We start from the raw sequence: 25,889 nt of genomic DNA on the forward strand, positions 1-25,889 counted from the left end.
CTCCCCGGTGGTCGACGGGCCGGTTGGCCACGACTGTGCATAGTACGCCCGGCCGTCGTAGGTGTGGCAGGGGGTGGTGCGTCACCCGGCCGCGCGCTCGAGCCGCACGGTGGCGTCGCACCAGTCGCGGCCCTCCTCGCGGTGGCTCACCAGCACCACGGAGCGATCCCGGGTGGCCGCGCCCAGCTCGTCCATCACGGCCGACGCGGTGGGCCCGTCCAGGTGCGCCACCGGCTCGTCGAGCAGCACCACCGGCCGGTCGCCCAGCAGCACCCGTGCCAGGCCGATGCGGGCCTGCTCGCCGCCGCTCACCGCGCGGTGGCCGGCGCCCAGCATCGTGTCCAGGCCGTCGGGCAGGTCGGCGAGGAAGGGGCCCAGCCCGGCGCGCTGCAGGGCGTCGGTGAGCACGGCGTCGTCGGCACCCGGGCGGGCGGCACGCAGGTTCTCGCGCAGCGACGAGGCGAACACGTGGGGCGAGTCGTCCTGGAAGGCCACGGCGGCGCGGGTGGTGGCCAGGGGCAGGTCGAGCACGTCGTGGCCGTCCTGGGTGGAGCGGCCGGCCGAGGGGTCCAGGTGGCGGGCCAGCACGGCCAGGGCGGTGGACTTGCCGGAGCCGCTGGGACCGGTCAGGGCGATGCGGCGGTCGGGCGGCAGGTCCAGGTCGAGGCCACGGAGGGTCTCCTCGGCCTGCGGGGTCCAGCGGGCGGAGAGGCCCTCCAGACGGAGGTGCGGGCGGGCGGAGACGGGCTGCGCGGGGTCGGGTCGGCCCGCGTCGGGCTGCGTTGGGTCGGGCTGCGTCGTCCTCGCCGGCGCGTCCCCCGCCTGCGCCACGGCCGGCTCCTGCGCCAGCAGGGCCTCCACACGGTCGGCGGCCACCCGGGCACGGGCGTGGGCGCTCGCGGCATCGGGCACGCCGGCCAGCACGTCGGCCAGGGCCAGCGGGGTGAGCACGAGCAGCGCGGTGAGCGGCCCGCCGAGCCCGGTGGACGGCGCCCCCCACGCGGCCACGGCCACCACCAGCCCCGCCAGCACCCAGCTGCCGGCGCGCACCAGCCCCTGCGCCAGGGCGCGGCGCCCCACGTGGCGGGCCACGGCGGCCTCGGCCTCGGTGAGGGCGCGCAGCAGGGTGGGGCCGGCGCCCATGGCGCGCACCTCGTCGCAGCGGTCGGCCAGCGTGTGGGCGGCCTCCCAGGTGCGCTCGCGGGCGGCCAGCTCGGCGGCCTGCGTGCCGGCGGTGCGGCGCTCCGCCCACGCGGCGCCGGCCACCACCAGCCCGGTCTGCGCGGCCACGAGCAGCCCCACCACGGGGGAGGGCACGGCCAGCAGGGCAGCGGCGACGAGGCCCGTGGCCAGGGCGCCCACCGTCGGCACCCACCAGCGGACGGTGGCCATCACCACGTCGTCGAGGTCGGCCACCACCCCGGTGAGCACCCGGGCGCGGCCACGCTGGCCCAGGCGGGCGGGGGTGAGCGGCACGAGGCGGCGGTAGGTCTCCGCGCGGCGGCCCACCAGCTGGTCCAAGGCCACGTCGTGGCTGTCCAGGCGCTCGGCGTAGCGCAGCACCGGCCGGGCGATGCCGAAGGTGCGCACCCCCACGATGGCCACCATGAGCAGCAGGACGATCGGCTGCTCCCAGGCCCGCACGATGAGCCAGCCGGACGTGGCCGTCAGGGCGACGCCCGCCATCGAGGACAGGGCCCCCACGAGGGCGGCGCGCCACAGCTGCGGCGTCGGCCGCACGATGCGGGGCCGGCCGGGGGGTGTGGACGGGCCGGCCTGCGCGCCCGGCGTGGCCTGCGCGCCCGCATATGTCCGGTTCTGGTCCAGAGGTCCGGGCCGGGAGGCGTACCTCTGGACCGCAGACGGATCTCTGCGCGGGGCGGGCTGGGGCGCCGGCGCCTGGGCCACGGGGGCGCCCACGCGCCCGTCGGCCACGCGGACCTGCAGGTCGGCCACCGCGGCCAGGGCGTCGCGGTGCGTCACGGCCACCACCAGCCGGTGGGCGGACTCCTCGCGCAGCACGCGGTGCACCACGGCGGCGGTGTCGGCGTCGAGGTGGGCGGTCGGCTCGTCGAGCAGCAGCACCGGGGCGTCGTCGAGCAGCGCACGGGCCAGCCCCAGCCGGGCGCGCTCGCCGGCGGAGAGCCCCTGCCCGTCGTCACCGAGCGGCGTGGACCACCCCTGCGGCAGCGCCTCCACCACCTCGAGCAGGCCCACCCGATCCAGCACGGCGGCCAGCTCCTCGCACGGCGCCGCGGCAGCAGCCGGCACCAGTCGCAGCGCATCCTCCACGTCGCCGCGGGGCAGGAAGGGCCGCTGCGTCACCAGGTGCGTGCGCGGTGCCTCCACGCGTCCGGTCGCCGGGTCCAGCAGCCCGGCCAGCAGCCACAGCAGCGTCGACTTGCCCGAGCCCGACGGACCGGTGACCGCCACCAGCCCCCGCCCGGGCAGCCCCCACCCGTCCGGCAGCTCGATGGCGGGACCCTGTGCGTGGGCAAACCGCACGCCCGCCGCCCGCACGCCGTCGCGCGCACCCCCGGCCGCCGGCGCGCGCCCGGCCGCGTCCCCCTCGAGCAGCGGAAGCACCTCCTCCAGCGTCTGCGCCCCGTCGGCCGCGCTGTGGAAGTCCGCCCCCACGCGCCGCACCGGCCAGTACGCCTCCGGCGCCAGCAGGATGGCGGCCAGTCCCACCATCAGACCCAGCTCGCCGTGCGCCAGCCGCAGCCCCACGAACACGGCCACGATGGCCACCGAGATGGTGGAGAGCAGCTCCATGGCCGCCGTGGTGAGGAAGGCCGTGCGCAGCGTGCGCACCGTGGCCCGCCGGTGGGCCTGCCCCACCTCCTCGATGCTGCGCACCTGCCGCTCCGCCCGGCCCAGGGCCACCAGCGTGGGCAGCCCGCGCATCACGTCCAGGAAGTGCCCGGCCAGGGCGTCCAGGGCGCGCCAGCGGCGGTCGGTCTCGGCGGCCGTGGCCTGCCCGATGAGGGCCGCGAACACCGGCAGCAGCGGCAGCGTCAGCAGCACCACCACGGCGCTGGACAGGTCCACCCACGCCAGCGCCGCCACCACCAGCACCGGCACCGCACCCGCGGCCACGAGCGAGGGCAGGTAGCTGGCCACGTACGGCTCCACCTGCCCCACGCCGGCCGTGAGCCGCGTGGCCGAGCGCCCCGGCCCGCCGTCCAGCCACCGCCGGGCCAGGGCCTCGCGCAGCGCCCCGGTGACCCGCGCCCCCGCCACGGCCGCCCGGCGGTGCACCCACCCGGCCAGCAGGCCGCGTGCCGCCAGCAGCCCGGCCACCGCCAGCGCGGGGACGAGCAGGTCGGTGCCCGCCCCCATCGGCCCCAGGTGGCCCAGCGACGGCGCGGCCACCCCCGGCCCGATGCCGGGCGGCACCGGCTGCCCGGTGGCGCCCCGGTAGGCCGCAGCCACCACCGAGGTGGCCAGCCACGCCACGGCCAGCGCCTGCAGCACGGCCACCACGCCCTGCAGCACCACGGGAAGCGCGACTGCTGCGACCTCCTTCCGTGCGGTGGGGAGGAGGCGCAGCAGTCGCGGGTCGAAGGGCTTCACGGGGTCATTCTCAGGCCCGGTGGGCTCCCTCGAGGGGGCGGGTGGCCTCGGTGCCGTAGGCCTTCGGGTCGGGGATGTTCGCGGTGCTGATGCGCTTGCGGAACACCCAGTAGGTGTAGCCCTGGTAGAGCAGCACCACCGGGGTGAGCACCAGCGCCACGACGGTCATGATGCCGAGCGTGTAGTCCGTGGCCGAGGCGTTCTCGTGCGTGAGCGAGAAGGCCGCGTCCGTGGTGGACGGCATCACGTCGGGGAACAGGGCGGTGAACAGCGCGGCCACCACCAGGGCGATGGCCAGGAAGCTGCACCAGAAGGCGCCCTTCTCCCGGCCGGCCAGGGCCTCGTGCGCCGCGTCGCGCCCCTGCTTCTGGGCCGTGGCCACCAGGGCCAGGGCGGCCACGAAGGCCAGCAGACCGGCCACCAGCAGCACCCAGCTGGCGGTGTTGCCGGTCTGCAGCATCACCAGCACGGTCCAGGCCACGGTGAGCACGGCCGCCACCAGCCCCACCCTGAGGGCGATGCCGCGGGCGTCGTGCCGCACGTCGCCGGTGGTCTTCAGCGCCACGAACAGCGCGCCGTGGGTGAGGAAGACCGTCAGCGTGGCCAGGCCGCCCAGCAGCGCCAGCGGGTTGAGCAGCGTCCACAGGGTGCCGGTGTACTCCATGTCGGCGTCGATCGGCACGCCCACCACGATGTTGGTGAACGCCACGCCCCACAGCAGCGCCGGCACGAACGAGCCGACCACGAGGGCGACGTCCCAGCGCGAGCGCCAGGTGTCGGAGTCCTCCTTGTGGCGGTACTCCAGTGCCATGCCGCGCAGGATGAGGCCCACGAGGATGAGCAGCAGCGGCAGGTAGAACCCGCTGAACAGGGTGGCGTACCAGTGCGGGAAGGCCGCGAAGGTGGCGCCACCGGCGGTCAGCAGCCACACCTCGTTGCCGTCCCAGTGCGGGCCGATGGTGTTGATGACGGTGCGCCGGCGGCGCTCCGCGGTGGCCGGGTCGGCATCGCGCCCCAGCACGGGCACGAGCATGCCCACGCCGTAGTCGAAGCCCTCCAGGACGAAGTAGCCGATCCACAGGACGGCGATGAGGACGAACCAGATGATGGACAGTTCCATGACGATTCCGTGTCTCCCGTAGGTCTCGTGGCTCAGTAGGCGAACACGTGCGGTTCGTCGTCGGCGGTCATGCGCTGCGCCTTCCCGGCGTCCGCGTGCTCGGCGCCGGCGGAGGCGTAGCGGAGCATGAGCTTCACCTCGATGACGGCCAGCGCGCCGTAGAGCAGGGTGAAGACGACCATCGAGGTGAGCACCTCGGCGACGCCCACGCCGGGGCTCACGCCGTCCTCGGTGTTCATGAGGCCGAACACCACCCACGGCTGGCGGCCCATCTCGGTGAAGATCCAGCCGAAGCTGTTGCCCAGCAGCGGCCCGAACAGGGCGGCCAGGGCGGCCGGGTACCACCAGCGGCTGGTGAGGGAGCGACCGCCACGGGTGCCCCACAGCACGGCGGCCGCGGCGAGCATGCCCAGGGCTCCGGCGCCCATCATGTAGCGGAAGGACCAGTAGGTCACCATGATGTTGGGCCGGTAGTCGCGGACCTCCAGCAGCGGGTCGCCGGAGCCGCCATAGACCTTGGCGTACTCCTCCTGCAGCTGGTTGATGCCCTCGACCTTGCCGTCGACGTCGCCGGTGGCCAGGAAGCTCAGCACGCAGGGCACGGTGATGGCGAACTTCTCGTGCTCGCCGTCGGGGGTGCCGATGGTGAGGATCGAGAAGGAGGCGCAGGAGTCCTCGGTGTCGTAGAGGGCCTCGGCGGCGGCCATCTTCATGGGCTGCACGTCGGTCATGATCTTGCCCTGCACGTCGCCGGTGACGACCACGCCGAGCGAGGCGACGAGCATGATCCAGGCGCCCAGGCGGGCGCCCTTGCGGTACATGCCCTCGTCGGCCGGGAACTTCTTGCGCCACAGGTGCCACACGGCCACGGCGACCACGAGGCCGGCGCCGGTGGCGTAGGCGGCCGTGGCCACGTGGGGGAAGGTCACGAGCTGCACCGGGTTGGTGAGCACGGCCCAGAAGTCCACGAGCTCGGCGCGCCCGGTCTCCGGGTTGTTGCGGTAGCCCACCGGGTTCTGCATGAACGAGTTGGCGGCCAGGATGAAGTAGGCGCTCAGCAGGGTGCCGATGTGCACCAGCCAGATGGCCGCGTTGTGCAGCGCCTCGGGGATGCGTCCCCAGCCGAAGAGCCACAGGCCGAGGAAGGTCGACTCCAGGAAGAAGGCCAGGAGGGCCTCGATGGCCAGTGGGGCGCCGAAGATGTCGCCGACGAAGCGGGAGTAGTCCGACCAGTTCATGCCGAACTGGAACTCCTGCACGATGCCGGTGACCAGGCCGAGCGCGAAGTTGATGGTGAAGAGCTTGCCGAAGAACTTGCTGAGGCGGAGCCAGTCCTCGTGGCGCGTGCGGATCCAGAGGGTCTGCATGAGCGCGACGACGAAGCTCAGGCCGATGGTGATGGGGACGAAGAAGAAGTGGTAGACGGTGGTGATACCGAACTGCCACCGGGCGAGTTCGAGTGCATCCATGTCTGCTCCCGCAGAGGTAGTGGGCCCAAGGGGTCGGCCGGTGCGATCGGGATCTCCGAGCGACCTGTTGACGATCAAATACTACGCCGCTTCGTAGTTGCGCCGTAGCACAGGCCCACCTCACCACATCGCAGCGGGGTGGGTGCACCCTCTGCACCCACCCCCCTCGGCACCCTGGCCCCTCGGGTCCCGCGCGCCCCGTCTCAGCCGTTGCGCTGGTCCACGATGCGCCGCGCCTTGCCCACCGACCGCTCGATGGTGCCCACGCCGCCCACCACCACGCGGGCCGTGGTGCCGATGCGGTTCTTCACCTCGTGCTGCACCACGCCCGCCAGGTGGTCGTACAGGTGCTCCGCCACGTCGGGCTGCGCCTCGATGGTGACCGTCAGCTCGTCCATGCGCCCCGGACGGGTGAGGATGCACTGGAAGTGCGGCGTCAGCCCCTCGATGCCGAGCACGATCTCCTCGATCTGCGTGGGGTACACGTTCACGCCGCGCACGATCATCAGGTCGTCGGTGCGGCCGGTGACCTTCTCCATGCGGCGCATGCCCGGGCGGGCCGTGCCCGGCAGCAGCTTGGTGAGGTCGCGCGTGCGGTAGCGCAGCACCGGCATCGCCTGCTTGGAGAGCGAGGTGAACACCAGCTCACCCACCTGCCCCTCGGCCACCGGCTCGCCGGTGAGGGGGTTGACCACCTCGGGGTAGAAGTGGTCCTCCCAGATGTGCAGGCCGTCCTTGGTCTCCACGCACTCCTGGGCCACGCCCGGCCCCATCACCTCGGAGAGGCCGAAGATGTCCGTGGCGTGCATGCCGGCGCGCTCCTGGATCTCCTGGCGCATCGCCTCGGTCCACGGCTCGGCGCCGAAGACGCCGATCTCCAGAGAGGTCTCGCGCGGGTCGATGCGCATGAGCTCCATCTGGTCGAGCATGGCCAGGAAGTAGCTGGGCGTCACCGTGATGGCGCGGGGCCTGAAGTCCTGGATGAGCTGGATCTGCTTCTCGGTCTGCCCGCCGGACATGGGCACCACGGTGCACCCGAGCTTCTCCGCGCCGTAGTGGGCGCCCAGGCCGCCGGTGAACAGGCCGTAGCCGTAGCTGTTCTGCAGCATGTCACCGGGGCGCACGCCGGCGGCGCGCAGCGAGCGGGCCACCACCTGGCCCCAGGTGTCCAGGTCCTCGCGGGTGTAGCCCACCACGGTGGGGCGGCCGGTGGTGCCCGACGAGGCGTGCACGCGCACCACCTGCTCGCGGGGCACGGCGAACATGCCGAAGGGGTAGTTCTCGCGCAGGTCGGCCTTGGCCGTGAACGGCAGCCTGGCGAGGTCCGAGAGCTCGCGGAGGTCGTCCGGGGTGGCGCCGACGGAGTCCAGGGCCCGGCGGTAGTGCGGCACGTTCTCGTAGGCGTGCCGCACCGACCACTGCAGGCGCTCCAGCTGGTGGGCGCGCATCCGGTCCACCGACCAGGTCTCGGCCTCGTCGTAGAGGTCGGGCCGCTCGTCGACCCGGGGGAGGCCGGTGGGCTGGGCGGCGGTCGAGGAGGGCGAGGGCGGATTCGGGGGCGTGGTGCTCATCGCCTCAGTGTGCCCCCGGTCACATGCGCGGGCCGATGGGGGTGCGCTCGTCGCGCCCGGTGGCGGCGAAGTCCGGCTCGGTGAACTCCTCGCCGCCCGACATCGGCGCCCCGGCCTCGCGCGTGCGGCCCACGATGGTCTCCTGCTCGCGCAGCGGGGCACGGTCCCAGGTCTCGATGACCATCGCGATGCTGCGCGCCACTAGGCAGGAGCCGCCGGCCATCCACGCGGCGCGCGGGTCGTCCTCGGGCGTCACTTGAGCACCGCCGGCGTCATCTGCGAGAGGGGCTCGCTCAGGGCGTTCACGGCATCGGACAACTTCTTGACGTCGGCCTCGGAGAGGTCGGTGTACGAGGCGAAGCCGTCCTTGCCCTGGCGGTGCTCGTCGAGCAGGGCCTGCAGGGCGTCGAAGCGCTTGGCGATGGTGCCCGAGAGCTCCGGGTCCTTCTTCTCCAGCAGCGGCTTGAGGTTCTCGTAGGCCACCTTCGCGCCGTCCACGTTGGCCTGGAAGTCGTACAGGTCGGTGTGGCTCCAGATCTCCTCCTCGCCGGTCACCTTGCCGGTGGCCACCTCGTCGAGCAGGCCCTTGGCGCCGTTGGAGATCTGGTCGGCGGTGAAGTCCATCGTCCGGGTGCGGTCGTGGAGGGTCTCGGTGTCCTTGACCAGCTTGTCGGCGATCTTCGCGCGCTCGGCGTCGGTGAGGGGCTCGTACTTCGTGCCGCCGTTGGCCTTGGCATCCGGGGCCCACAGGTCCTTCTCGGCCACGTGCCAGCCGGTCCAGGCGGTGCCCTCCTCGACGTCGGCCTCGCGGGCGTCCGTCTTCCCGTGGTCTCCGCACCGCCCGCGGGCGTCCGTCGGCCCGGCCGGTGTTCCTCGCCGACCGGGCCGTTCATCTCACCGCCCCGGCAGTGCCCGGCTCCGTCCGGTGAACACCGCCACGACCGGCCACTCCTCGAGGTCCGTGGGCACGCCACCGGTGCCGTCCTCACTCTCCGCCCCTGCCCCTTCGCCCCCACCGGCCTGCGTCAGCGGGTGTCCCTCGGGAGCCTTGCGGACCACGACGTCGGTCATGCCGCTGCGACCCCATGTGAACCGCTCGGTCCCCACGCCCACGAGCACGTCCCCGAGCCGCGTGGGCGCCAGGAAGTCGATGTCGCAGTGGGCCGCCACCGTGGTGGTCCCGCTGCTGTTGCAGGTCAGCGCGAAGATGCTGTCGCAGAACACGAACACCATGCCTCCGTGCGTCGTGCCGTGGCCGTTCACCATCGACTCGGTGATCGTCATCCGGGCCACACTGCGGCCCAGGCCGTCCACGCGGTCGACCTCGAGCACGTCGATGCCCATGTGCCGCGACGCCCCGTCGGTCTCCCACATGCGGCGCACGTGGGCGAGGTCGGTGCCGTCGGTGGCGGTGTCGCGCAGTCCGTCGTGCCAGGTCATGCGTCGTCTCCCCTCGCGTTCTGCTTCTGCGTGTGCGCCTCGCCGTCCTCGACCGCGCCCTCGACGAGCGCCACGAGGGCCTCGCTCGGCCGGTAGCGCCCACCCGGGTACGCGGCGTCCATGACGCGCAGGTTCTCCAGCACGGTGGCTGCACCCAGCTCGTCGAGCCACTCGAACGGCCCCTTGGGGTAGTTCGTGCCCAGCCTCATGGCGGTGTCCACGTCCTCGCGGGTGGCCTCACCACGGTGGACCAGGTCGACGGCCTCGTTCACCAGCATCGAGAGCGTGCGGGCCACGACGTTCGACTCCACCGGTCCGGTGGCCAGCGCGCGGGCCGCGAACTCGTCGCCCTCGGCGTCCTGGGGTGCGCCGTCCTCGCCGTAGGCGTAGACGCCGCGGCCGGACTTGCGGCCGAGCGTGCCGGCGTCCACGAGGTCCTTCTGGTAGGCGGTCGGCTCGTAACGCGGGTCGCGGTCGGTCTGCTCCCAGACGCTCTCTCCGACCGCGTAGTTCACGTCCTGCCCGATGAGGTCGGTCAGTCGGAAGGGCCCCATCGCGAACCCGGCGTACCGCGTGAGGGCCAGGTCCAGGTCGGCCGGGCTGGCCGAGCCGCGCTGCGCCATCCGCTGGGCCTCGCCGTAGAACGGCCGGGCCACCCGGTTGACGATGAACCCGGGTGTGGACGTGCACCGCACGGGCGTCTTGCCCCACGACCGCACCAGCGCGGTGGCGCGGTCCAGTGCCTGGGGGGAGGAGTTCCCGCCGCGCACCACCTCCACGAGCTTCATGAGCGGCGGCGGGTTGAAGAAGTGCAGGCCGATCACGCGGCCCGGCTCGTCCACACCCTCGGCGATGGCGGCGATGTCCAGGCTGGAGGTGTTGCTCGCCAGCAGGGTCTCGGCGGGCTGGTGGGAACCGAGCGTGCGGAAGATGTCCTGCTTCACGTCGAGGCGCTCCACGGCGGCCTCGATCACCAGGCCCATCGGTGGCAGGGCGGTCAGATCCCCGTCCGCGGCGGGGCCCACCACGAAGTGGCCGATGGCCTCCTCAGCAGCGTCCGCGGTGATCTTGCCCTTGCCTGCGAGCTTGCGGAGGGTGGACGTCAACCGCTCCACGGCCTCGGCGGCGGCGCCGGGGCGCACGTCCACCAAGTGCACGTCGTGTCCGGCCTGGGCGGCCACTTGGGCGATGCCGGCCCCCATCGACCCGGCGCCGACGACGGCGACGGGCGGCAGCGCGTCGGGGGTGCTGGGCGTGCCGGAGGGCTGGGGGGTCTGGGTCATGTCCGCCTCGTGGTCGTGGTCGTGGTCGTGGGTGTGGTCGTGGACGTCCTGCTCGTGGTCTGCGTGGCGGCCGGGGTGGTGTCTGTCGTGCAGCGGCTGACACCGGTCACCGGACGTGTGCCACGTCACTACGCTACGGGTATGACTGAGACGACCGTGCAGCCCTCCTCCACCACCCCGCCCCAGGTCCCGGCCGCGGCGCAGGCGCTCGTGGAGAAGCACCGCGAGGCCCTGTCCGAGGCCACGGCCGCCCTGGAGGCCCGTTCCTTCCACAGCCGTTACCCCGAGTCGCCCTCCCCGAAGGTCCACGGCGAGGACGCCGCCCCCACGGGCCTCAAGGCCCACCAGGAGACGCTCGGCACGACGTTCGAGTCGCTGTCGTCGCAGCCGACCACCGGTGCGTGGGTGGGTGCGGAGAGGTCCCCGTACGGCCCGGAGCTGGGCGTCACCTACCCGCAGCTCGACGTGGCCGCCGCCATGCAGGCCGCCACGGCTGCGCAGAAGGCCTGGCGCGATGCCGGCGCCGAGGCCCGCGCCGCTGTCTGTGTCGAGGTGATCGACCGCATCGCCGCCCGCCCGTTCGAGATGGCCCACGCGGTCATGCACACCTCGGGCCAGCCGTTCGTCATGGCCTTCCAGGCCGGAGGCCCGCACGCACTGGACCGCGCCCTGGAGGCCGTGACGGTCGCCCTGGCCGAGCAGCGCAAGGTGCCCGAGTCGGTGGTCTGGGAGAAGCCTGCCAAGGGCGAGCCGATCCGCATGCAGAAGGACTACCGCGTCATCGGTCGCGGGGTGGGCCTGGTCATCGGCTGCAACACCTTCCCCACCTGGAACGCCTACCCGGGCATCTTCGCCTCGCTGGCCACCGGCAACGCCGTGGTCGTGAAGCCGCACCCGATGGCGATCCTGCCGCTGGCCATCACCGTGGAGGTGGCCCGTGAGGTGCTGGCCGAGGCCGGCTTCGACCCGGCCCTGGTGCAGCTCGCCCCGGAGGAGCAGGGCGGCACCCTCGCCAAGGACCTGGCCCTGGACCCGGCCGTCAGGATCATCGACTACACCGGCGGCCCGGGCTTCGGTCACTGGCTCGAGACCGAGGCCGCGTCGGCGGGCAAGCTCGTCTACACCGAGAAGGCCGGCATCAACACGGTCGTCGTGGACTCGTTCTCCGACCTGCGCGCAGCCACCGGCAACCTGGCCTTCTCGTTCTCGCTGTACTCCGGCCAGATGTGCACCGCGCCGCAGAACGTGTACGCCAAGGCCACCGGCATCGCGACCCCGGACGGCGAGCTGACCGCCGAGGAGTTCGCCACCTCCCTGGGCAAGGCCATCACGGCCTTCAACAAGGAGGACGCCAAGGCCGTCGAGATCCTCGGCGCCACGGTCAACGACGACGTCCGTGCCCGCGCCAACGACTTCGCCGGCCTGGCCGATCGCCTCGGCGGCGAGGTCGTCCTGGCCCCGCGAGAGGTCGAGCACCCCACCTTCCCCGACGCGGTCGTGCGCACGCCGGGCATCATCCTGCTCGACGCCGACAAGCAGGACGCCTACACGCAGGAGTGCTTCGGGCCGGTGGTCTTCGTCATCCGCACCGAGTCCACCGAGCAGTCCCTGCAGATCGCGCGCGACACCATCCAGGAGCACGGCGCCATGACCATGGCCGTGTACTCCACGGACGAGGGCGTTCTGGCCGACTCCCGCGAGGCCGCTGCGGATGCCGGCGTGGCCCTGAGCGAGAACCTCATGGGCCAGATCTTCGTGAACCAGACGGCCGCGTTCAGCGACTTCCACGGCACGGGGGCCAACCCGGCCGCGAACGCCGCCTACGCGGACGCCGCGTTCGTGAGCAACCGTTTCCGTGTGGTGACCACGCGCCGCCACGTCTGACGCGGCACCCGCGTGCGCCGGGCGGTGATCCCGCCCCATGGCGTCCCGGAGATCCTCGCGTCCGCCTCGGCCCGTCCCCGGCACCTTCCGGTGGCGGGCCGTGGTGGTGCTCGGCGCCTGGGCGCACCGCTCCCTCAGCCGTCGGCTCACCATGTCGACCCCTCCGTCCGCCACGCGAAGCGCACCGTGGCCACGCCGTGCTCGTCCCGTTCGATCGTGTGGGTCCGTCGTCTGTCGTCCAGCAGCCGGTGATGTCTGCCGCACAGCGGGATCCCGTTGGCGAGGTCCGTCGGTCCGCCACCCGGACGGAGCACCTGCCCGCTCGGTCCCCGGACGGGTGCCCACGGGTCGGCGTGATGGATCTCCGTCCAGGCGAAGGGCCGGTCACAGTCCTCCTCCGCGCAGTGGGAGTACTTCAACGCCAACGCCGAACGCTGCACCTCGCTGAAGAACCGCCGCTGCTGACCGAGGTCGGTCAGCTGCCCGGCTCCTCCCATCACTGCCGGCACGATCCCGGCCTGGCTGGCCAGCCGTCGCACCTGCTCGGCGGAGACGACCGCGCCGGACTCGGTGACGCCGGCCCGGTCGGTCTCGCCGCGCAGGGTCTCGAGGTCCGTGCGCACCAGCAGGATGGCGTTGGTCTTGGTGCCCAGATGGTCGGTGGGCAGGTGGTCGACGAGCTCGGCCAGGGCGCGCCCCTGCTCGTTGCGTCGTTCCAGCTCCCGGTGGCGCGACCCGCCGTCCCCGGTGCTCCCGCTGGCTGCACTGGTCGCAGCACCGCCGGTAGTGCTCTGGGGGCGGTTGCGTCGACGCGGCGAGGCCAGGCACTCCAGGGCCTTCTTGAGCATGTGGGCCTGCAGCTCAGGCAGCACGAACTGGCCGAACCACGTGCCGTCCTGGTTGTCCTTCATCCAGAACGACGCGGCGTCCAGCGCGGCTGTCTCCTCCGCGAGGACCTGTGTGTTCTCGTGCTCGTCCACCCGACGCACGTCGATCCCCAGCACCTCCGGTGCCCGGCGGGCCTCGACCCGCAACCTGCTGGGAGACCGGCGCTGGGCCAGGGCCACGAGGTGCGCCTCCAGACGAGCCATGTCAGCCTCGGGCGTTCCTTCGGGGAGCCCGTCGAGTGCGTCCACCACGATCACGGCGTGACGGTGGCTGAGCAGTCCCTGGTCGAAGGCGTCCGCGAGCAGTGGGTAGCGCGCAGCGGGTGCAGCATCCGTTGGCCCGGGCACCGCGGCGGAGCGGTCCGGGGTCGCGCCCGCCCCGTGGACACCAGGGCTCTGGACCGGCACGAGGCCGGCACCCGGGTGGGGCAGCGGGCCACCCGGCATCGCGTTGCCGAGGGCGTGTGCGAGCTTGCGGTCGCGACTCGCGTCGCGCGCGTCCCTCTGGGCCGCGCGCCCGGCGAACTGGCCGTCGTCGGTGTGCACCGACCGTCCGGACTCTCGCGCTCCGCGCACCACGTCCATGCTGCGCGTGCGGATGCGGTCGCCGCGGTTCGCCAGCACGGTGCTCTGCTCCACCACCCAGGCGAGCTGCGCGCGTTCGAGATCCACCCCGGTGGTGCCCAGTTCTGCCAGGGCCCGCATCACGGCCTCGTCCGCGGTGCGGGCTGCCTCGAAGGCGGCTTCGAGCGCTTCGAGGGGCGCGGGCCCTGCGAGTTCGATCGGTGTGGCCATGTCCCCTCCCTTCGTGTCTGGTCCACCTCGACGACAGTCATCATCGTACAGATGATCCAAGCAAGGTGCAACAGTGATCGAACATGTGGACGAGTGGCTGGTGGTGGGAGTGGAAGGGGTGCACCTGTGGACACGTGGCGCGCGTGGGCCGTCGACGTGTCTTGGGGGAATCGTTATCGGGATCCTGTGGAAAACCCTGCCGGTGGGGTGGTGCGCTGTGCCAAGGTGCCGGTGTTGCCCTTCGTCGCACCGGGAGACCCCTCATGCCCGCTCGCTCGCTGCCCGTGAAGACCGCCGTGCTCGCCGTGTGCGGGGCCCTGTTGGTGGGGGCGTGCTCCTCCGATGCGGAGGGGGGTGGCTCGTCGTCGACCACGCCTGATGCGGTGGAGACCTCCGCGCCGATGTCGTCACCGAGCGACGCGACGGCGCCGGGCTCGCCCGAGCCGAGTGGGGGTGGCTCGAGTGATGCGTCGCCGTCCGGCGGGTCGGGTGCGCCGACGTCGCCGGCGCCCAACACGTCCGACGGTGAGACTCCGGCTCCGCCGGTGATGCCGGCCGCGGCGAAGGAGAACACCGCCGAGGGTGCCGAGGCCTTCGGGATCTGGTACCTGAAAACGCTCAACCACCTTTATCAGCACCCCAAGGCGGGAGTGCTCGAGGAGTTCTCCGAGACGTCCTGTGGAACCTGTGCCCAGCTTGAGTCCACGGTGCGTGAGTCGGCGGCCGAGGGGCACCGAGCCACGAGTTCCCCGATGAAGATTCGCCCCACGGCCCGTGTCACGCCGCTGGGGGGAAAGAAGTGGATGGTCGGGGTGCGGTTCGATCAGCTCAAGACCGACTACGTGGATGAGTCTGGAGCCGTTGTTGAATCAGTTCCCCGGAGTCGGAACTCTGGATTCAGCATGCGCCTGGTGTTCCAAGACGGTTGGCACATCGTGGACATGCCCCTGCAGCGGCACGCCGAGGGTGCCTGACGTGCTTTCCTCGATCGTCTTCATGGCCACAGCCGGATCGGATTGTGATCACCAGATCGATTGTGAAGACTTCGACGACGGCTTCGGTGTCGGCCTGACCGTGGAGGAGGCGGAGGCGCTGGCGGACGCGGTGCCACCCCGTGGTGCCCCACCCGCACCGGGGAAGCCGCCGAAGCTGTACTACGAGTACGTCGTGTTCCCCTCGTGCGGCCAACCACCTGGCCCGTGGGACGGGTACGACTGCGGCCAGACCCACCACGGATGCGCCGGCACACCCTCTGGTGGCCTGCTCTACATGGTCTCCCAGCGCGTCATGCGCACGGAGGGCGACTCCGAGGTCGAGCCGTGGTCCCACCTGGACGACACCTGCTTCCCCGAGGCCGTCCCGGGCCGGTCCGGTGAGGTGGCCGACAAGCGCATCGCCAAGGCCTTCAAGGTCACGAAGTTCGCCCTGCCCGTCCCCACCTGGGACCCGCCCCGCACTGACCCCCTGGTCAACAAACCCGTCTACTTCACCACCACCTTCGCCAAGGCCGGCTACGAGCCGAACGAGACCCGCACCATCCCCCCATCACAGATGCTCGGCCACGACCTGAAAATCCTCCCCGAGCTCAAGAACGTCACCTACCACTTCGGCGACGGCGACCAGCACGGCCCCACCGTCGACACCGGCGGCGAGTACCCCGACGGCAACATCACCCACACCTACACCAAGGCCGGCACCCTCCACCCCCGCATCACCGCCACCTACACCGACCGCTACTCCCTGGACAACGGCCCCTGGCGCCCCCTCGGCATCGAGGTCACCGTGAAGGGCGACCCCGCCACCCTCACCCCCACCACCCTGGTCACCGAACTCGTCCCCAACCCCTGACCCGCCCTGCCAGCAACACTGGAGCCCTCCTCAAAACCCCTGCCCCACAACGCCGCCCGAGGTTGTCCCCGCGGGGTCATAGGCTCGCCCCGTGACCCAGGACCAGCAGTCCGCCCACGCCGCCGACCGCCACGACACCATCCGGGTGCGCGGCGCCCGTGTGAACAACCTCAAGGACGTCGACGTCGACATCCCCAAGCGCCGCTTCACCGTGGTCACGGGCCTGTCCGGCTCGGGCAAGTCCTCCCTGGTCTTCGGCACGCTCGCGGCCGAGTCTCGCCGCCTCATCGACGAGACGTACCCCTCGTTCGTGCAGCAGTTCATGCCGTCCAACCCCCGCCCGGACGTCGACTCCCTCGAGAACCTCAGCGCCGCCGTCATCGTCGACCAGGAGCGCATCGGCACCAACGCGCGCTCCACCGTCGGCACCGCCACCGATGCTGCCGCGATGCTCCGCATCGTCTGGAGCCACCTCTCCGAGCCCCACGTGGGTGGCTCGCAGGCGTTCAGCTTCAACGTCGCCAGCTCCTCGGGGTCGGGAATCCTCAAGGTGGACAAGAAGAACGCCAAGGGCGAGACCAAGAAGGGCGAGAAGGCCACCTTCGAGGTGATCGGCGGCATGTGCCCCGAGTGCGAGGGGCTGGGCACCGTCGCCAGCCTCGACGAGGACCTCATCGTGGACCGCGACCTCTCCCTGGACGACGGTGCGATCCTCGTGCCGGGCTACCCGGTGGACTCCTGGGGCTGGCGCAACTACGCGGAGTCCGGCGGCCTGGACCCGGCCAAGAAGGTGGGCGACTACTCCCAGAAGGAGTGGGACTGGCTGATGTACCAGGACGCCACCAAGGTCAAGATCGGCGACATCAACATGACCTACGAGGGTCTGATCGTGCGCATCCGCCGCACGTGGTTCGGCGACCGCGAGCCCAAGCAGGCCCACATCAAGGCCTACCGCGACAGGATCTCCACCACCGCCGCCTGCCCGGAGTGCCACGGCACGCGCCTCAACGAGGCCGCCCGCACCGCCACCGTGCACGGCAGGACCCTGCCCGAGGTGAGCGCGATGCAGGTGGACGAGCTCGCCCAGTGGGTCGCCGGCCTCGACGAGCCGAGCCTCAAGCCCACCCTCGCCAAGCTCACCGGCATGCTGCAGGCGATGACGGAGATCGGCTTGGGCTACCTCTCCCTGGACCGCGCGTCGTCCACCCTCTCTGGTGGGGAGGCGCAGCGCATCAAGATGGTGCGCCACCTGGGCTCGTCGCTCACGGACATCAGCTACGTCTTCGACGAGCCCACCGTGGGCCTGCACCCGCACGACATCGAGCAGATGGTGGGTCTGCTGCGCTCCCTGCGCGATGCGGGCAACACCGTGCTGGTGGTGGAGCACAAGCCCGCGGTCATCACCGCCGCCGACCACGTCATCGACATCGGCCCCGGATCGGGAACGGCCGGTGGCGAGGTGGTCTACGCCGGCCCCTTCGAGGGCCTGGCCGGCAGCGACTCGGTGACCGCCCAGCACCTCGAGCACCGCCCCACCCTCCGCGACGACGTGCGCACCCCGAAGGGCGCGTTGGAGATCCGCGGCGCGACCACGAACAACCTCAAGGGCGTCGACGTCGACGTGCCGACCGGCGTTCTCGTGGCTGTGACCGGTGTGGCGGGTTCGGGCAAGAGCTCGCTCATCCACGGCAGCCTGGGCAAGCGGGGCGACGTGCTGGTGATCGACCAGTCGCCCATCAAGGGCTCGCGCCGTTCCAACCCGGCCACGTACACGGGCCTGCTCGACCCCATCCGCAGCGAGTTCGCCAAGGCCAACGGGGTGAAGCCGGCGCTGTTCAGCCCGAACTCCGAGGGCGCCTGCCCCGAGTGCAAGGGCGCCGGCGTGATCTACCCCGAGATCGCCCTGCAGAATGCCGCGCCGACCCCGTGCGAGGTGTGCGGCGGGCGTCGCTTCCGCGAGGATGTGCTGGAGTACGAGTACCAGGGCCTGTCCATCGCCGACGTCTTCGACCTCTCCGTGGAGGAGGCCGCCAAGGTCTTCACCAGCGGCAAGGCCAGGACCCTCATCACGCGGATGCTGGACGTGGGCCTGGGTTACATCCGCCTCGGCCAACCGCTGCCCACCCTCTCCGGTGGTGAGCGCCAGCGCCTCAAGCTGGCCGCGCAGCTCAAGGAGTCGGACATCTTCGTGCTCGACGAGCCGAGCTCGGGCCTGCACATGGCCGACACCGCGAAGCTGGTGGACATGCTGCAGGGCTTGGTGAAGGGCGGGGCCACCGTCATCGCCATCGAGCACAATCTGGACGTTGTGAGCCAGGCCGACCACGTGATCGACGTGGGCCCCGGCGCCGGTCGCCAGGGCGGCGAGGTGGTCTTCACCGGCACCCCCGCGGAGCTCACGCTGGCCGACACCGCCACCGGCCGCGCGCTGAAGACCGCCACGGCCTGACGCGGTGACCGTGGCCAACGAGGCCCGGTCTCCCTGGTGGGGCCGGGCCTCGTCGGTCGATAGGGTCGCCGCTCAGCGGGGGATGTCCTCGTCGTGGGGCTGCACGACGTAACGGTCCCCGTCCTCGCTCACGTCCCACACGGTGACCGTCGCGACGGGGCCGTCGGCGGTGCTGACCTGCACCTGGTGGTTGCGGGCCATCTGCTCCCCGGTCAGCTCGCGGACCGTGAGCTCGGAGGCGGCGTCAGCGCCTCCAGCCTTCTCGCGCACGGCGTTCAACCAGTTGCTGGTCTTGGGCTCGAAGCCCTCCCCGGAGAACTCACAGACCGAGTCCACAGTGGCTTCGGGGCCGGTTTCCTTCAACAGGGCCGAGACCACCTCGGTGGGCGTCTCCCGCCCGCTCCCGCACGTGCCCTGGGAGCACCCCGTGATGGAGGCTGCTGTCAGGGCCGCGATCAGTGTAATGCGGATCAGACAGCGGTGGCGAACCATGTGCGTCCCGACTTACCCATGGCGGTGAAGGGCTTGTTGAGGGTGTCGGTGGTGTGGTACGAGAGCAGTGGGACCCCGTTATCGATCTTTGTGACCACCATGGTGTGGTTCATGTTGGCCGACCCACCTTCCTTGTACTGCAGGATGTCACCATTGCGCAGGTCATAGACGTTGGGGAGTCGCCCTGCCTGGCCAGACTTGTTGCGGGCAAAGCGGTAGAAGTTCTCTGCGCCTGCCCAAGTCCAACTTGCCTTGACCGCGAGGCCGCCAGAGTAGTACCACGTCGTGTCGTCTCTGTACCACCCGTTTCGGGTCCGCCACCCGCCTGCCTTAAGGGCTTGCGAGATGAAACTGGTGCAGTCGTTCGAGAACGGCTTGTAGGCGCTGTTCCTGGAGAGGGCGTGCCGGCGACCGTAGTCGCGCACGGTGGTGTTGTTGGCTACGTTCGAGTATCCGGTGTAGATGCCCGCCGCGGTGCCCCCGGTGGGACGCGTCGAGGATGAAGGAACCTGCAAGGCCGGCGGCAGAGGGGGCAACTCGGTGTCGGACGGTTCTACTGACTCGTCGGTGTAGTCGATGCCGAGTGAATCTGCCATGGAAGCTACTGAGGGGTCCGTTCGGACGATCTCAGGGGAGACGGCAAAGAACGTACCTGCCGGAACGCCTTGCGTGGCCTCGTCGACGATAACGAAGGTTTCCATCTCCTCCCACGTCGTTCCAGTGTTCAGGGTGCGGACCGTGTGCAGCGTGACAAGGCGACCGCCCTCGAGCGCGGTGGTGGAGACGGCAGCCGACTGCGTCTTCACGACCAGGAGGCTACCGTCCTCCTGCATGGCGTCATACATGGCGTCGACCCTGTTCGCCTCGGCCCTTACGGACTGCGCATTGGTCTCGGCGTCGGCGGTAGAGTATGCGCCGATCGTCTGGATGCTCCCGTCGGCAACTTGGCTCTCGTTGATTTGCGTGACAAGGGTGGCCAACTCGGCGGCCCCCATTCCAGATGGCTGGGTCGGTGTGTCAGCGGTGGGTGCAGCAGCGGTGGGTGCGGCCAACGCTAAGGAGATCACGGTGATCGTGGACAGGGAACGCAACATGAAGCATCCTTTCGAAAAAGTTGCAGGCAACCTTAGGTTGCAGACAACATTGGGAACGGCGATCCCGGGAGGGTGACGTTCGCGAAGGATGCGCAGAAGTTACGTATGGGATGATCCCGAGAGTTTCAAGATACTTGGGGAGTGCGGGAGTGTCAAGGGGGGTGTCACTATGGGATTCGCCAAGCGGCTGCGCCGGGTGATGCCGTCTCGGAGCATGGCGTGCGGGATATCGCGCCGACGTCGAGCCAGGCAGATCGGGGAGGCGTCGTGCGTCTTGCCCTGGGCGCGCTTTCGGCAGAAGTAGGCGCGGCTGGTGGGTTCGGACATGGCGGCGATGGCCGACAAGGAGGACGCGCGCTCGAGCTGCTTGTTGCCGTCAATGGGAGGGATCCTCGCCACGGCTCAATGTGTCTGATCTTCGGGTGATGGGCGCCAGTCGGGCGTGGGCCGCCGGATGTCCCGATGTGGCGAACGAGCCCCCCGACGTGGTGAGCCAGTCCGAAGGGTCCTCGTCGTGGACCAGTGAAAGCCACCGGGTTGGTGAGGTGGTGCACTGGCGCCTCGGTGTCGACATGGTGCATGCCGGCACTACGACCGGGCAGGCGCTGCAGGGGGCCGTCGGTGGTTGACGAACATGTGGAGGTCCGGCGGGCGCACGCGGGGGATCGGGTCAACCCTCGGGAACTTGGTGCTGCATCTCCTCCGAGCCCTCGAACAGCCCGAACGCCGCACCCGCCGGGGTGGTCAGGTGCGCCGAGCGACCGAACTCGAGTTCCATCACCTCACCCACCTGCCCGGCACCGAGTTCCCGCGCCCTCGCCAGCACCGGGTCGAGTTGCGGCACCAGCGTGTACTGCACCCACAGTGCCTCGGCGCCGGCCTCCAACGGCCCGATGCCGAAGATCCCGTCCTGACCCAGCTGCGCCACCGAGTAGGGCGCCATCTGGTGGTCGAAGGTGAACCCGAACAGCTCGCCGTAGAACGCCTCGGCGGCCGCCACGTCCGGGGTCAGCAGGTCCTGCCAGCAGGGGAAGCCCAGCTCGTCGACCGCGCCGTAGCCCAGCATCCCGTGGCTCTCGTAGAAGGCCACCAGAGCCCCGGCGGGGTCCACGATCGCCGAGAAGCGTCCATGGTCCGGCACCGTGGTGGGCGCGATCTCCTCGGTCGCCCCGAGCTCCAGGGCCTTCGCGTGCGTGACGTCGGCATCGTCGGTGGCCAGGAAGACCGCGGCCACGTCGACCCCGCACGGCAGTGCCGGGCCGATGCCGAACACATGGCGCCCGTCGATCTGGGCCGTGGTGTATCCGCCCATCTCCGGGCCACCAGCGGGGATGTCCATGGCGATCAGTCCGGGCTCGACCTCCCGGGAGAACAGGGCACGGAAGAACGCGGCCGTGCCGTCGGGGTTGGTGGTCCAGAAGTCCCGCCAGATGGGCGTCCCGGCGCGTTGGGTGGTGGTGCGTGCGGTCATGGTGCAGGTCCCTTCAGAGGAATGTGAACGGTGTCCACATGTAGGATGTGTTCACCGTACACATCAAGGAGTCCCGTGCCAAGCCCCCCATCCGATCCCGGTGAGAACCCCGCCCCGCGCGGGGGCTACCACCACGGCGACCTGCGCGCCGCCCTCATCGAGCAGGCGGAGGCCGTGGCCCGGGAGAAGGGTCCGGAGGCACTGACGATGCGGGCGCTCACCCGCCAGGTGGGCGTGAGTGCGAACGCGGCCTACCGCCACTTCGCCGACCGCGCCGCCCTGGTGCAGGAGGTCACCTTCCGGGCCCAGGCGGCCGTGGCCCGCGCGATGGACGCCGCCCGGGCCGGCCTCCCCGCGCAGGCCGATGGGGCGGCTCACCTCACGGCCGTGGGGCGCACCTACATCGAGGCCGCACGGGCCGAGCCCGGGCTGTTCCGCACGGCCTTCACCGAGCCGGCGGACCTCGAGCTCTCCGCCGACCCCCGGGCCGCTGGCGATTCGGGCCTCACCCCCTTCCTGCACCTGTCCGATGCCCTCGACCGCATGGTCGCCGACGGCTCGCTGGCCGCTGAGCTGCGCGAGGGCGCAGAGGCGCCGTGCTGGTCGGCCGTGCACGGGTTCTCGATGCTGGTCGTCTCCGGCCCGCTGCGCAGCGCACCGGACGAGGTGGTCGACGCCCTGGCCGCCCGCACTGTGGCCACCGCCGTGCACGGCATCACCCAGGCGCCGTGAAACCCGCTTGACCGGCAGTGCCCCAGCGGCGAGCCTCCCCCCATGACCACCGCAGCGCCGAACCTCCCCGCCACCACCCCCGACCCGCCGGACACCCGACCCGACCAGGCCTTCCTCGCCGGCGACCGGGAGAACCTCGAGTGGTGGGTGGAGCTGTACCGACAGACCCTGCCGCTCAAGGTCGGCGGGCTCACCGGCGAGCAGCTCGCCCAGCGCGCGGTCCCCCCATCGACGCTGTCGTTGGCGGGCATCGTCCGCCACCTCACCGAGGTGGAGCTGTACTGGTGCGGTGAGGTCGTCGCGGGTGCGGAGGTGCCGGACGTCTACTCCACCCCCGCCTCACCGGACGGGGACTTCCTCGATGCCGGGGCCGCGACCGCCGTACAGGATGTCGCCGCCTTCTCCGATGCGGTGGACCGCGCCCGCGCCTGGTGTGCGGGGGTCACCGACCTCGACGCCCCGGTCGCCGGCACCCGCCACGGGGACCCGGTGAACCTGCGCTGGGTGTACGCGCATCTCATCGAGGAGTACGCCCGGCACCTGGGGCATGCGGACCTGCTGCGCGAGGTCGTCGACGGCCGCACCGGTTACTGAGCGGGCGCCGCCGCTACCCTCGCGACCATGACTGCGACGTCCGCCGACCAGCCGCCCATCGTCGTCACCGGGGTGGTGGTCCGCGACGGCGCCGGCCGCGTCCTCACCGTCCGCAAGCGCGGCACCGAGCGCTTCATGCTGCCCGGCGGCAAGCCCGAGGCGGGGGAGTCGCCGGCGCAGACCGGGGCGCGGGAGCTGGGTGAGGAGCTCGGGCTGCGGGTGGACCCCGCATCGATGCAGCTGCTCGGCGCCTTCTCCGGCCCGGCGGCCAATGAGCCGGGCCGCCTCCTGAAGAGCACCGTCTTCCACGCCCGTCCCGAGGGGGAGCCTCGGGCGGCCGCCGAGATCGACGAGCTGCGTTGGCTCCCGGTGGATGCCGGCGCGCTCGAAGCCGAGATCGCCCCCGAGCTCCTGGCCCCGCTGCTGGCCGACCACGTGCTGCCACTGCTGCGGGATTGACCGGCGAGAAGACTGTGGCGCGGGATCGCGCGACTCCGGCAGGCTGGACCCATGAGCGACGGGAGGGTGTGGTTCACCACGGCCATGCTGGCCGGGCTGGTCCACGCCGCCGCCAGCCTGTTCTGGACCCTCGGTGGTACGTGGCTGCTGGACACGGTGGGTGACTTCGCCGTCGAGATGCAGGAGGAGGGTGCCGCCTCGACCCGCGCGCTGCTGGGTGCCGTCACCCTCGCGAAGGCTGCCGGTGCCGTGGTGCCCTGGTGGGGGCACCGCAGCCAGCCCGCCCCGCGGTGGATCCGGGTGGCCTCGTGGGCAGGCGCCGGGGTGCTGCTCCTCTGGGGCGGTGCCGGGATGCTGGGAGCCTGGGCGGGTCTGGCCGGTGGCGGCACGCTGCAGGACCCGGCGCTCGCGGGGCACGCGCTGCTGTGGGACCCGCTGTTCGTCCTCTGGGGTGCGGCGCTCGCGGCCGGCCTCCGCGCCACCCGCCCCGGCGATCTCGACACCTGATCACTGCGATGTGCGCGGATCCCCGGCGTGTCGCGTCAAAGTGGACACCTGACAACTGCGAGTTGCGGAGGGGGTGAGGGGGGACGGGGTCGGCCCCGGTGAGCGCCGGACCCCGCTAGCGTGCGGGGCATGGCCGAGAACCCGCAGGACACCGCCGTGCTCGAGGACGAGGTCATCGCCCGCCTGGAGGACCACGCCCCGCCGACGGGCACGGACATCGGCAGCCACGGCCTGGTGGTGGAGACCTTCGGTTCCGAGGAGGCCACCACTGCCACGGTGCTGGTGCACGGCGGCTTCTGGCGCCCCGGCATCGACCGCACCCACCTGCGGGCCGCCGCCCATGTGCTGGCCGACCACGGGTTCCGCGTGGCCCTGCCGGAGTACCGCCGTGAGCCGGGCAACCCGATGGGAAGCCTCGCCGACCTGCTGGCCGTGGACGAGCTGCTCACCGAGCAGGGCTGGTACGGGCAGGGGCCCGTGGCCGGCGTGTGGGTGGGCCACTCCGCCGGCGGCACCTTGGCGCTGCTGCGCGCGATGGAGCCCGGCCGGCCCGAGGTGGCGGCCGTCTCCCTGGCGGGCGTCACCGATCTCACGCGCGGCGCGCGCGAGGGCCTCGGTCACGGCGCCGTGACCGACTGGGTGGGCGCCGGGCCGGACGAGGCGTCCGAGGCCTACGACCACCTCGACCCGCGCCGCCGCTGGGCCGACGCCCAGCCGGTGGATGCCGTGCTCGTCCACGGCGCCGACGACGCCACCGTGCCCGTCGCCCACAGCGAGGACTTCGACGCCCCCACCCATGTGCTGCCGGGCGCCCACCACGCGGACCTCATCGACCCCGACTCGCCGCACTGGCACCACGTGCACACGGCCTTCCTCGAGGCCTACTCCGCCCTCTGGCAGCGCACGGTGCAGTGACCTCGGGGGCACCTTTGCCTCGGTCTGCCTCCAAGGGCGTTGGCGCGCAAGGATTTGACGGTCCCCCCCTCGGGGGGATACTCCGGCTCGTTCATTTCGATGAGTCGCTGAGGGGGGTTCAGATGCGTTCGGCCAAGGGTTTGCTTCTTGCGCTGCTGATGACGTGTGCCGCGCCCGGTGCAGGGCTGGCTCTGCTGGGTGGGGTGGGGCGCCCTTCATGGCCGGAGGAACCCCGGAAGCCGTGATGAACGTCGAGGGCCGTGGGCGCATCGTTGTCAGTCGCCTCGATGGCATCTCCCAGCGAGATTGGGACCCTCGGGAGGATGTCGCTCTCCGGAGGGGTGGCCGTGAGATGGCCGCCGCGGTGGAGCGCCCGTTCGGCGAAATGCAGTTGTTCACGGCTCATCCCAATCGAGGGTGTAGTTGGGGTCTGAATCCGCCTGTCTCGAGCAGGCTTCTGGTGATGTAGTTGGTGAGGTTGCGGAAGCCCAGGGCGGAGCCGCGGAGGTGTTCGAGTCGGCCGTTCGTGGCTTCGGTGGGGCCGTTGCTGGTGCCGGGTCGGTCGAAGTAGGCCAGGACGTCCTCTGCCCGCTTGGACAGAGTGCGGCCGAGGGTGACGAGCTCGGTGAGCGCGGCGGGGACGCCGGAGGTCAGGCTGGTGATGAGGTTGCTCATGGCCTGTCGGCCTGCGGTGCGGTCGGGGTGTCGGTAGGCGGCGATCATGCGCTGGTAGATGCCCCAGGTGGCTTCGACCTGGACGTGGTCGTCGTCCCCGAAGAGGGCGGTGAGGCGTTGGGTCTGGCGGTCGGTGAGCAGGTCGGCGCCGGTGTGCAGGGTGCGTCGGGATCTGTAGAGCGGGTCGGTGTTGCGGCCGCGGTGGCCGTGCAGTTCTTGCTGGACCCGGCGCCGGCAGCGGTCGGGGGCGTCGCCGGCGAGGCGGACGACGTGGAAGGGATCCATGACGGCGACGGCCTGCGGGAGCTCTTCGGTGGTGGCGGTCTTGAAGCCGGTGAACCCGTCCATGGCGACGACTTCGAGGCCGTCGCGCCAGGCCTTGGGTCGGGCAGCGAGCCATGTCTTGAACACTTCCTTGGAGCGGCCCTCCACCATGGCCAGCAGCCGCGATGGCCCGGTCTTGTCGCGGACCGGGGTGAGGTCGATGACGACGGTGACGAACTTGTCGCCGCGGTGGGTGTGACGCCAGACGTGTTCGTCGACGCCGATCACCTTCACGGGCTCTTCGGAGTTGAGCGTGGGTGCTTGGGGGTAGGGGTCGAGGTCCCGGGCATGATCTGAGGACTTC

21 protein-coding genes and 1 pseudogene are annotated in these 25,889 nt (G+C 71.4%); 9 read left to right on the plus strand and 13 right to left on the minus strand.

Translation table 11 applies throughout. The features are described 5' to 3' along the window. Positions 1-81: 81 nt before the first annotated feature. The 8 genes and pseudogenes from cydC to ACFFHC_RS03370 all read right to left on the minus strand — a co-directional run bounded on the left by cydC (position 82) and on the right by ACFFHC_RS03370 (position 10,459). Positions 82-3,576, minus strand: a complete 3,495-nt coding sequence (gene cydC, locus ACFFHC_RS03335; protein WP_379803069.1) for a thiol reductant ABC exporter subunit CydC — start codon at positions 3,574-3,576, stop codon at positions 82-84. A 10-nt stretch (positions 3,577-3,586) separates the two neighbouring features. Beyond that, complete coding sequence (cydB, locus tag ACFFHC_RS03340; RefSeq protein ID WP_070705290.1) at positions 3,587-4,696, minus strand: cytochrome d ubiquinol oxidase subunit II; 1,110 nt, start codon at positions 4,694-4,696, stop codon at positions 3,587-3,589. A gap of 32 nt (positions 4,697-4,728) precedes the next feature. Further along, complete coding sequence (locus ACFFHC_RS03345; protein WP_141494805.1) at positions 4,729-6,165, minus strand: cytochrome ubiquinol oxidase subunit I; 1,437 nt, start codon at positions 6,163-6,165, stop codon at positions 4,729-4,731. A gap of 203 nt (positions 6,166-6,368) precedes the next feature. After that, a complete protein-coding gene (gene paaK / locus ACFFHC_RS03350) occupies positions 6,369-7,736 on the minus strand; it encodes a phenylacetate--CoA ligase PaaK (protein WP_083323579.1) in 1,368 nt (455 codons plus the stop codon). Between the two features lie 49 nt (positions 7,737-7,785). Beyond that, a pseudogene (locus tag ACFFHC_RS03355) lies at positions 7,786-7,974 on the minus strand (deferrochelatase/peroxidase EfeB); the annotation flags it as partial. Between the two features lie 14 nt (positions 7,975-7,988). Further along, entirely contained in the window at positions 7,989-8,501 is a 513-nt protein-coding gene (locus ACFFHC_RS03360) for an EfeM/EfeO family lipoprotein (RefSeq protein ID WP_070705293.1), read from the minus strand. Between the two features lie 129 nt (positions 8,502-8,630). Further along, positions 8,631-9,176, minus strand: coding sequence for a hotdog fold thioesterase (locus tag ACFFHC_RS03365; protein WP_202816718.1), 546 nt, complete (start codon positions 9,174-9,176; stop codon positions 8,631-8,633). Next, entirely contained in the window at positions 9,173-10,459 is a 1,287-nt protein-coding gene (locus tag ACFFHC_RS03370) for a 3-hydroxyacyl-CoA dehydrogenase NAD-binding domain-containing protein (RefSeq protein ID WP_070705294.1), read from the minus strand. The genes ACFFHC_RS03365 and ACFFHC_RS03370 overlap by 4 nt, the downstream gene beginning before the upstream one ends. Before the next feature lie 141 nt (positions 10,460-10,600). Here ACFFHC_RS03370 and paaN point away from each other — a divergent pair, with 141 nt between their 5' ends. Continuing rightward, entirely contained in the window at positions 10,601-12,343 is a 1,743-nt protein-coding gene (gene paaN / locus ACFFHC_RS03375; protein ID WP_101849967.1) for a phenylacetic acid degradation protein PaaN, read from the plus strand. A 146-nt stretch (positions 12,344-12,489) separates the two neighbouring features. On the opposite strand, the gene ACFFHC_RS03380 is transcribed toward paaN, so the two are convergent. After that, positions 12,490-14,025, minus strand: coding sequence for an HNH endonuclease signature motif containing protein (locus ACFFHC_RS03380; RefSeq protein ID WP_379803085.1), 1,536 nt, complete (start codon positions 14,023-14,025; stop codon positions 12,490-12,492). 284 nt (positions 14,026-14,309) lie between these two features. Here ACFFHC_RS03380 and ACFFHC_RS03385 point away from each other — a divergent pair, with 284 nt between their 5' ends. From ACFFHC_RS03385 to ACFFHC_RS03395, 3 genes are all read left to right on the plus strand, one after another. Continuing rightward, the gene (locus tag ACFFHC_RS03385) at positions 14,310-14,999 is read left to right on the plus strand and encodes a DUF6318 family protein (RefSeq protein WP_379803089.1); all 690 of its coding nucleotides are present in this window, start codon (positions 14,310-14,312) and stop codon (positions 14,997-14,999) included. Position 15,000: 1 nt separating this feature from the next. Continuing rightward, the gene (locus ACFFHC_RS03390; RefSeq protein ID WP_379803092.1) at positions 15,001-15,873 is read left to right on the plus strand and encodes a hypothetical protein; all 873 of its coding nucleotides are present in this window, start codon (positions 15,001-15,003) and stop codon (positions 15,871-15,873) included. Between the two features lie 91 nt (positions 15,874-15,964). Continuing rightward, on the plus strand, positions 15,965-18,322 hold the full coding sequence (locus ACFFHC_RS03395; RefSeq protein WP_070706117.1) for an excinuclease ABC subunit UvrA: 2,358 nt from the start codon (positions 15,965-15,967) through the stop codon (positions 18,320-18,322). A gap of 72 nt (positions 18,323-18,394) precedes the next feature. Here the strand turns inward: ACFFHC_RS03395 and ACFFHC_RS03400 are convergent, their stop codons facing one another. The 3 genes from ACFFHC_RS03400 to ACFFHC_RS03410 all read right to left on the minus strand — a co-directional run bounded on the left by ACFFHC_RS03400 (position 18,395) and on the right by ACFFHC_RS03410 (position 21,379). Then, positions 18,395-18,658 (minus strand): hypothetical protein, encoded by a 264-nt coding sequence (locus ACFFHC_RS03400; RefSeq protein ID WP_070706119.1) that lies wholly within the window; start codon positions 18,656-18,658, stop codon positions 18,395-18,397. A 134-nt stretch (positions 18,659-18,792) separates the two neighbouring features. Then, on the minus strand, positions 18,793-19,908 hold the full coding sequence (locus ACFFHC_RS03405; RefSeq protein WP_070706121.1) for an amidase domain-containing protein: 1,116 nt from the start codon (positions 19,906-19,908) through the stop codon (positions 18,793-18,795). 670 nt (positions 19,909-20,578) lie between these two features. Further along, positions 20,579-21,379 carry a VOC family protein gene (locus tag ACFFHC_RS03410; RefSeq protein WP_070706123.1) on the minus strand — a complete coding sequence of 267 codons (801 nt, stop codon included), beginning with the start codon at positions 21,377-21,379 and terminating at the stop codon, positions 20,579-20,581. A 75-nt stretch (positions 21,380-21,454) separates the two neighbouring features. On the opposite strand from ACFFHC_RS03410, the gene ACFFHC_RS03415 reads away from it, so the two are divergent. From ACFFHC_RS03415 to ACFFHC_RS03435, 5 genes are all read left to right on the plus strand, one after another. After that, a complete protein-coding gene (locus ACFFHC_RS03415; protein ID WP_237769852.1) occupies positions 21,455-22,111 on the plus strand; it encodes a TetR/AcrR family transcriptional regulator in 657 nt (218 codons plus the stop codon). A 42-nt stretch (positions 22,112-22,153) separates the two neighbouring features. Then, the gene (locus tag ACFFHC_RS03420) at positions 22,154-22,705 is read left to right on the plus strand and encodes a DinB family protein (protein WP_070706126.1); all 552 of its coding nucleotides are present in this window, start codon (positions 22,154-22,156) and stop codon (positions 22,703-22,705) included. Between the two features lie 27 nt (positions 22,706-22,732). Further along, positions 22,733-23,164, plus strand: coding sequence for an NUDIX hydrolase (locus ACFFHC_RS03425; RefSeq protein ID WP_070706128.1), 432 nt, complete (start codon positions 22,733-22,735; stop codon positions 23,162-23,164). 51 nt (positions 23,165-23,215) lie between these two features. Beyond that, on the plus strand, positions 23,216-23,671 hold the full coding sequence (locus tag ACFFHC_RS03430; RefSeq protein WP_070706130.1) for a DUF3995 domain-containing protein: 456 nt from the start codon (positions 23,216-23,218) through the stop codon (positions 23,669-23,671). A gap of 129 nt (positions 23,672-23,800) precedes the next feature. Beyond that, positions 23,801-24,586: an alpha/beta hydrolase family protein gene (locus ACFFHC_RS03435; RefSeq protein WP_379803101.1), complete on the plus strand. Its 786-nt coding sequence runs from the start codon at positions 23,801-23,803 to the stop codon at positions 24,584-24,586. 402 nt (positions 24,587-24,988) lie between these two features. Here the strand turns inward: ACFFHC_RS03435 and ACFFHC_RS03440 are convergent. Then, positions 24,989-25,889, minus strand: a 901-nt coding sequence (locus ACFFHC_RS03440; protein WP_379803104.1) for an ISL3 family transposase, incomplete at its 5' end; no start/stop codon positions are given.

This window comes from Kytococcus schroeteri (genome assembly GCF_042433515.1).
Classification (GTDB): Bacteria; Actinomycetota; Actinomycetes; order Actinomycetales; family Dermatophilaceae; genus Kytococcus; species Kytococcus schroeteri.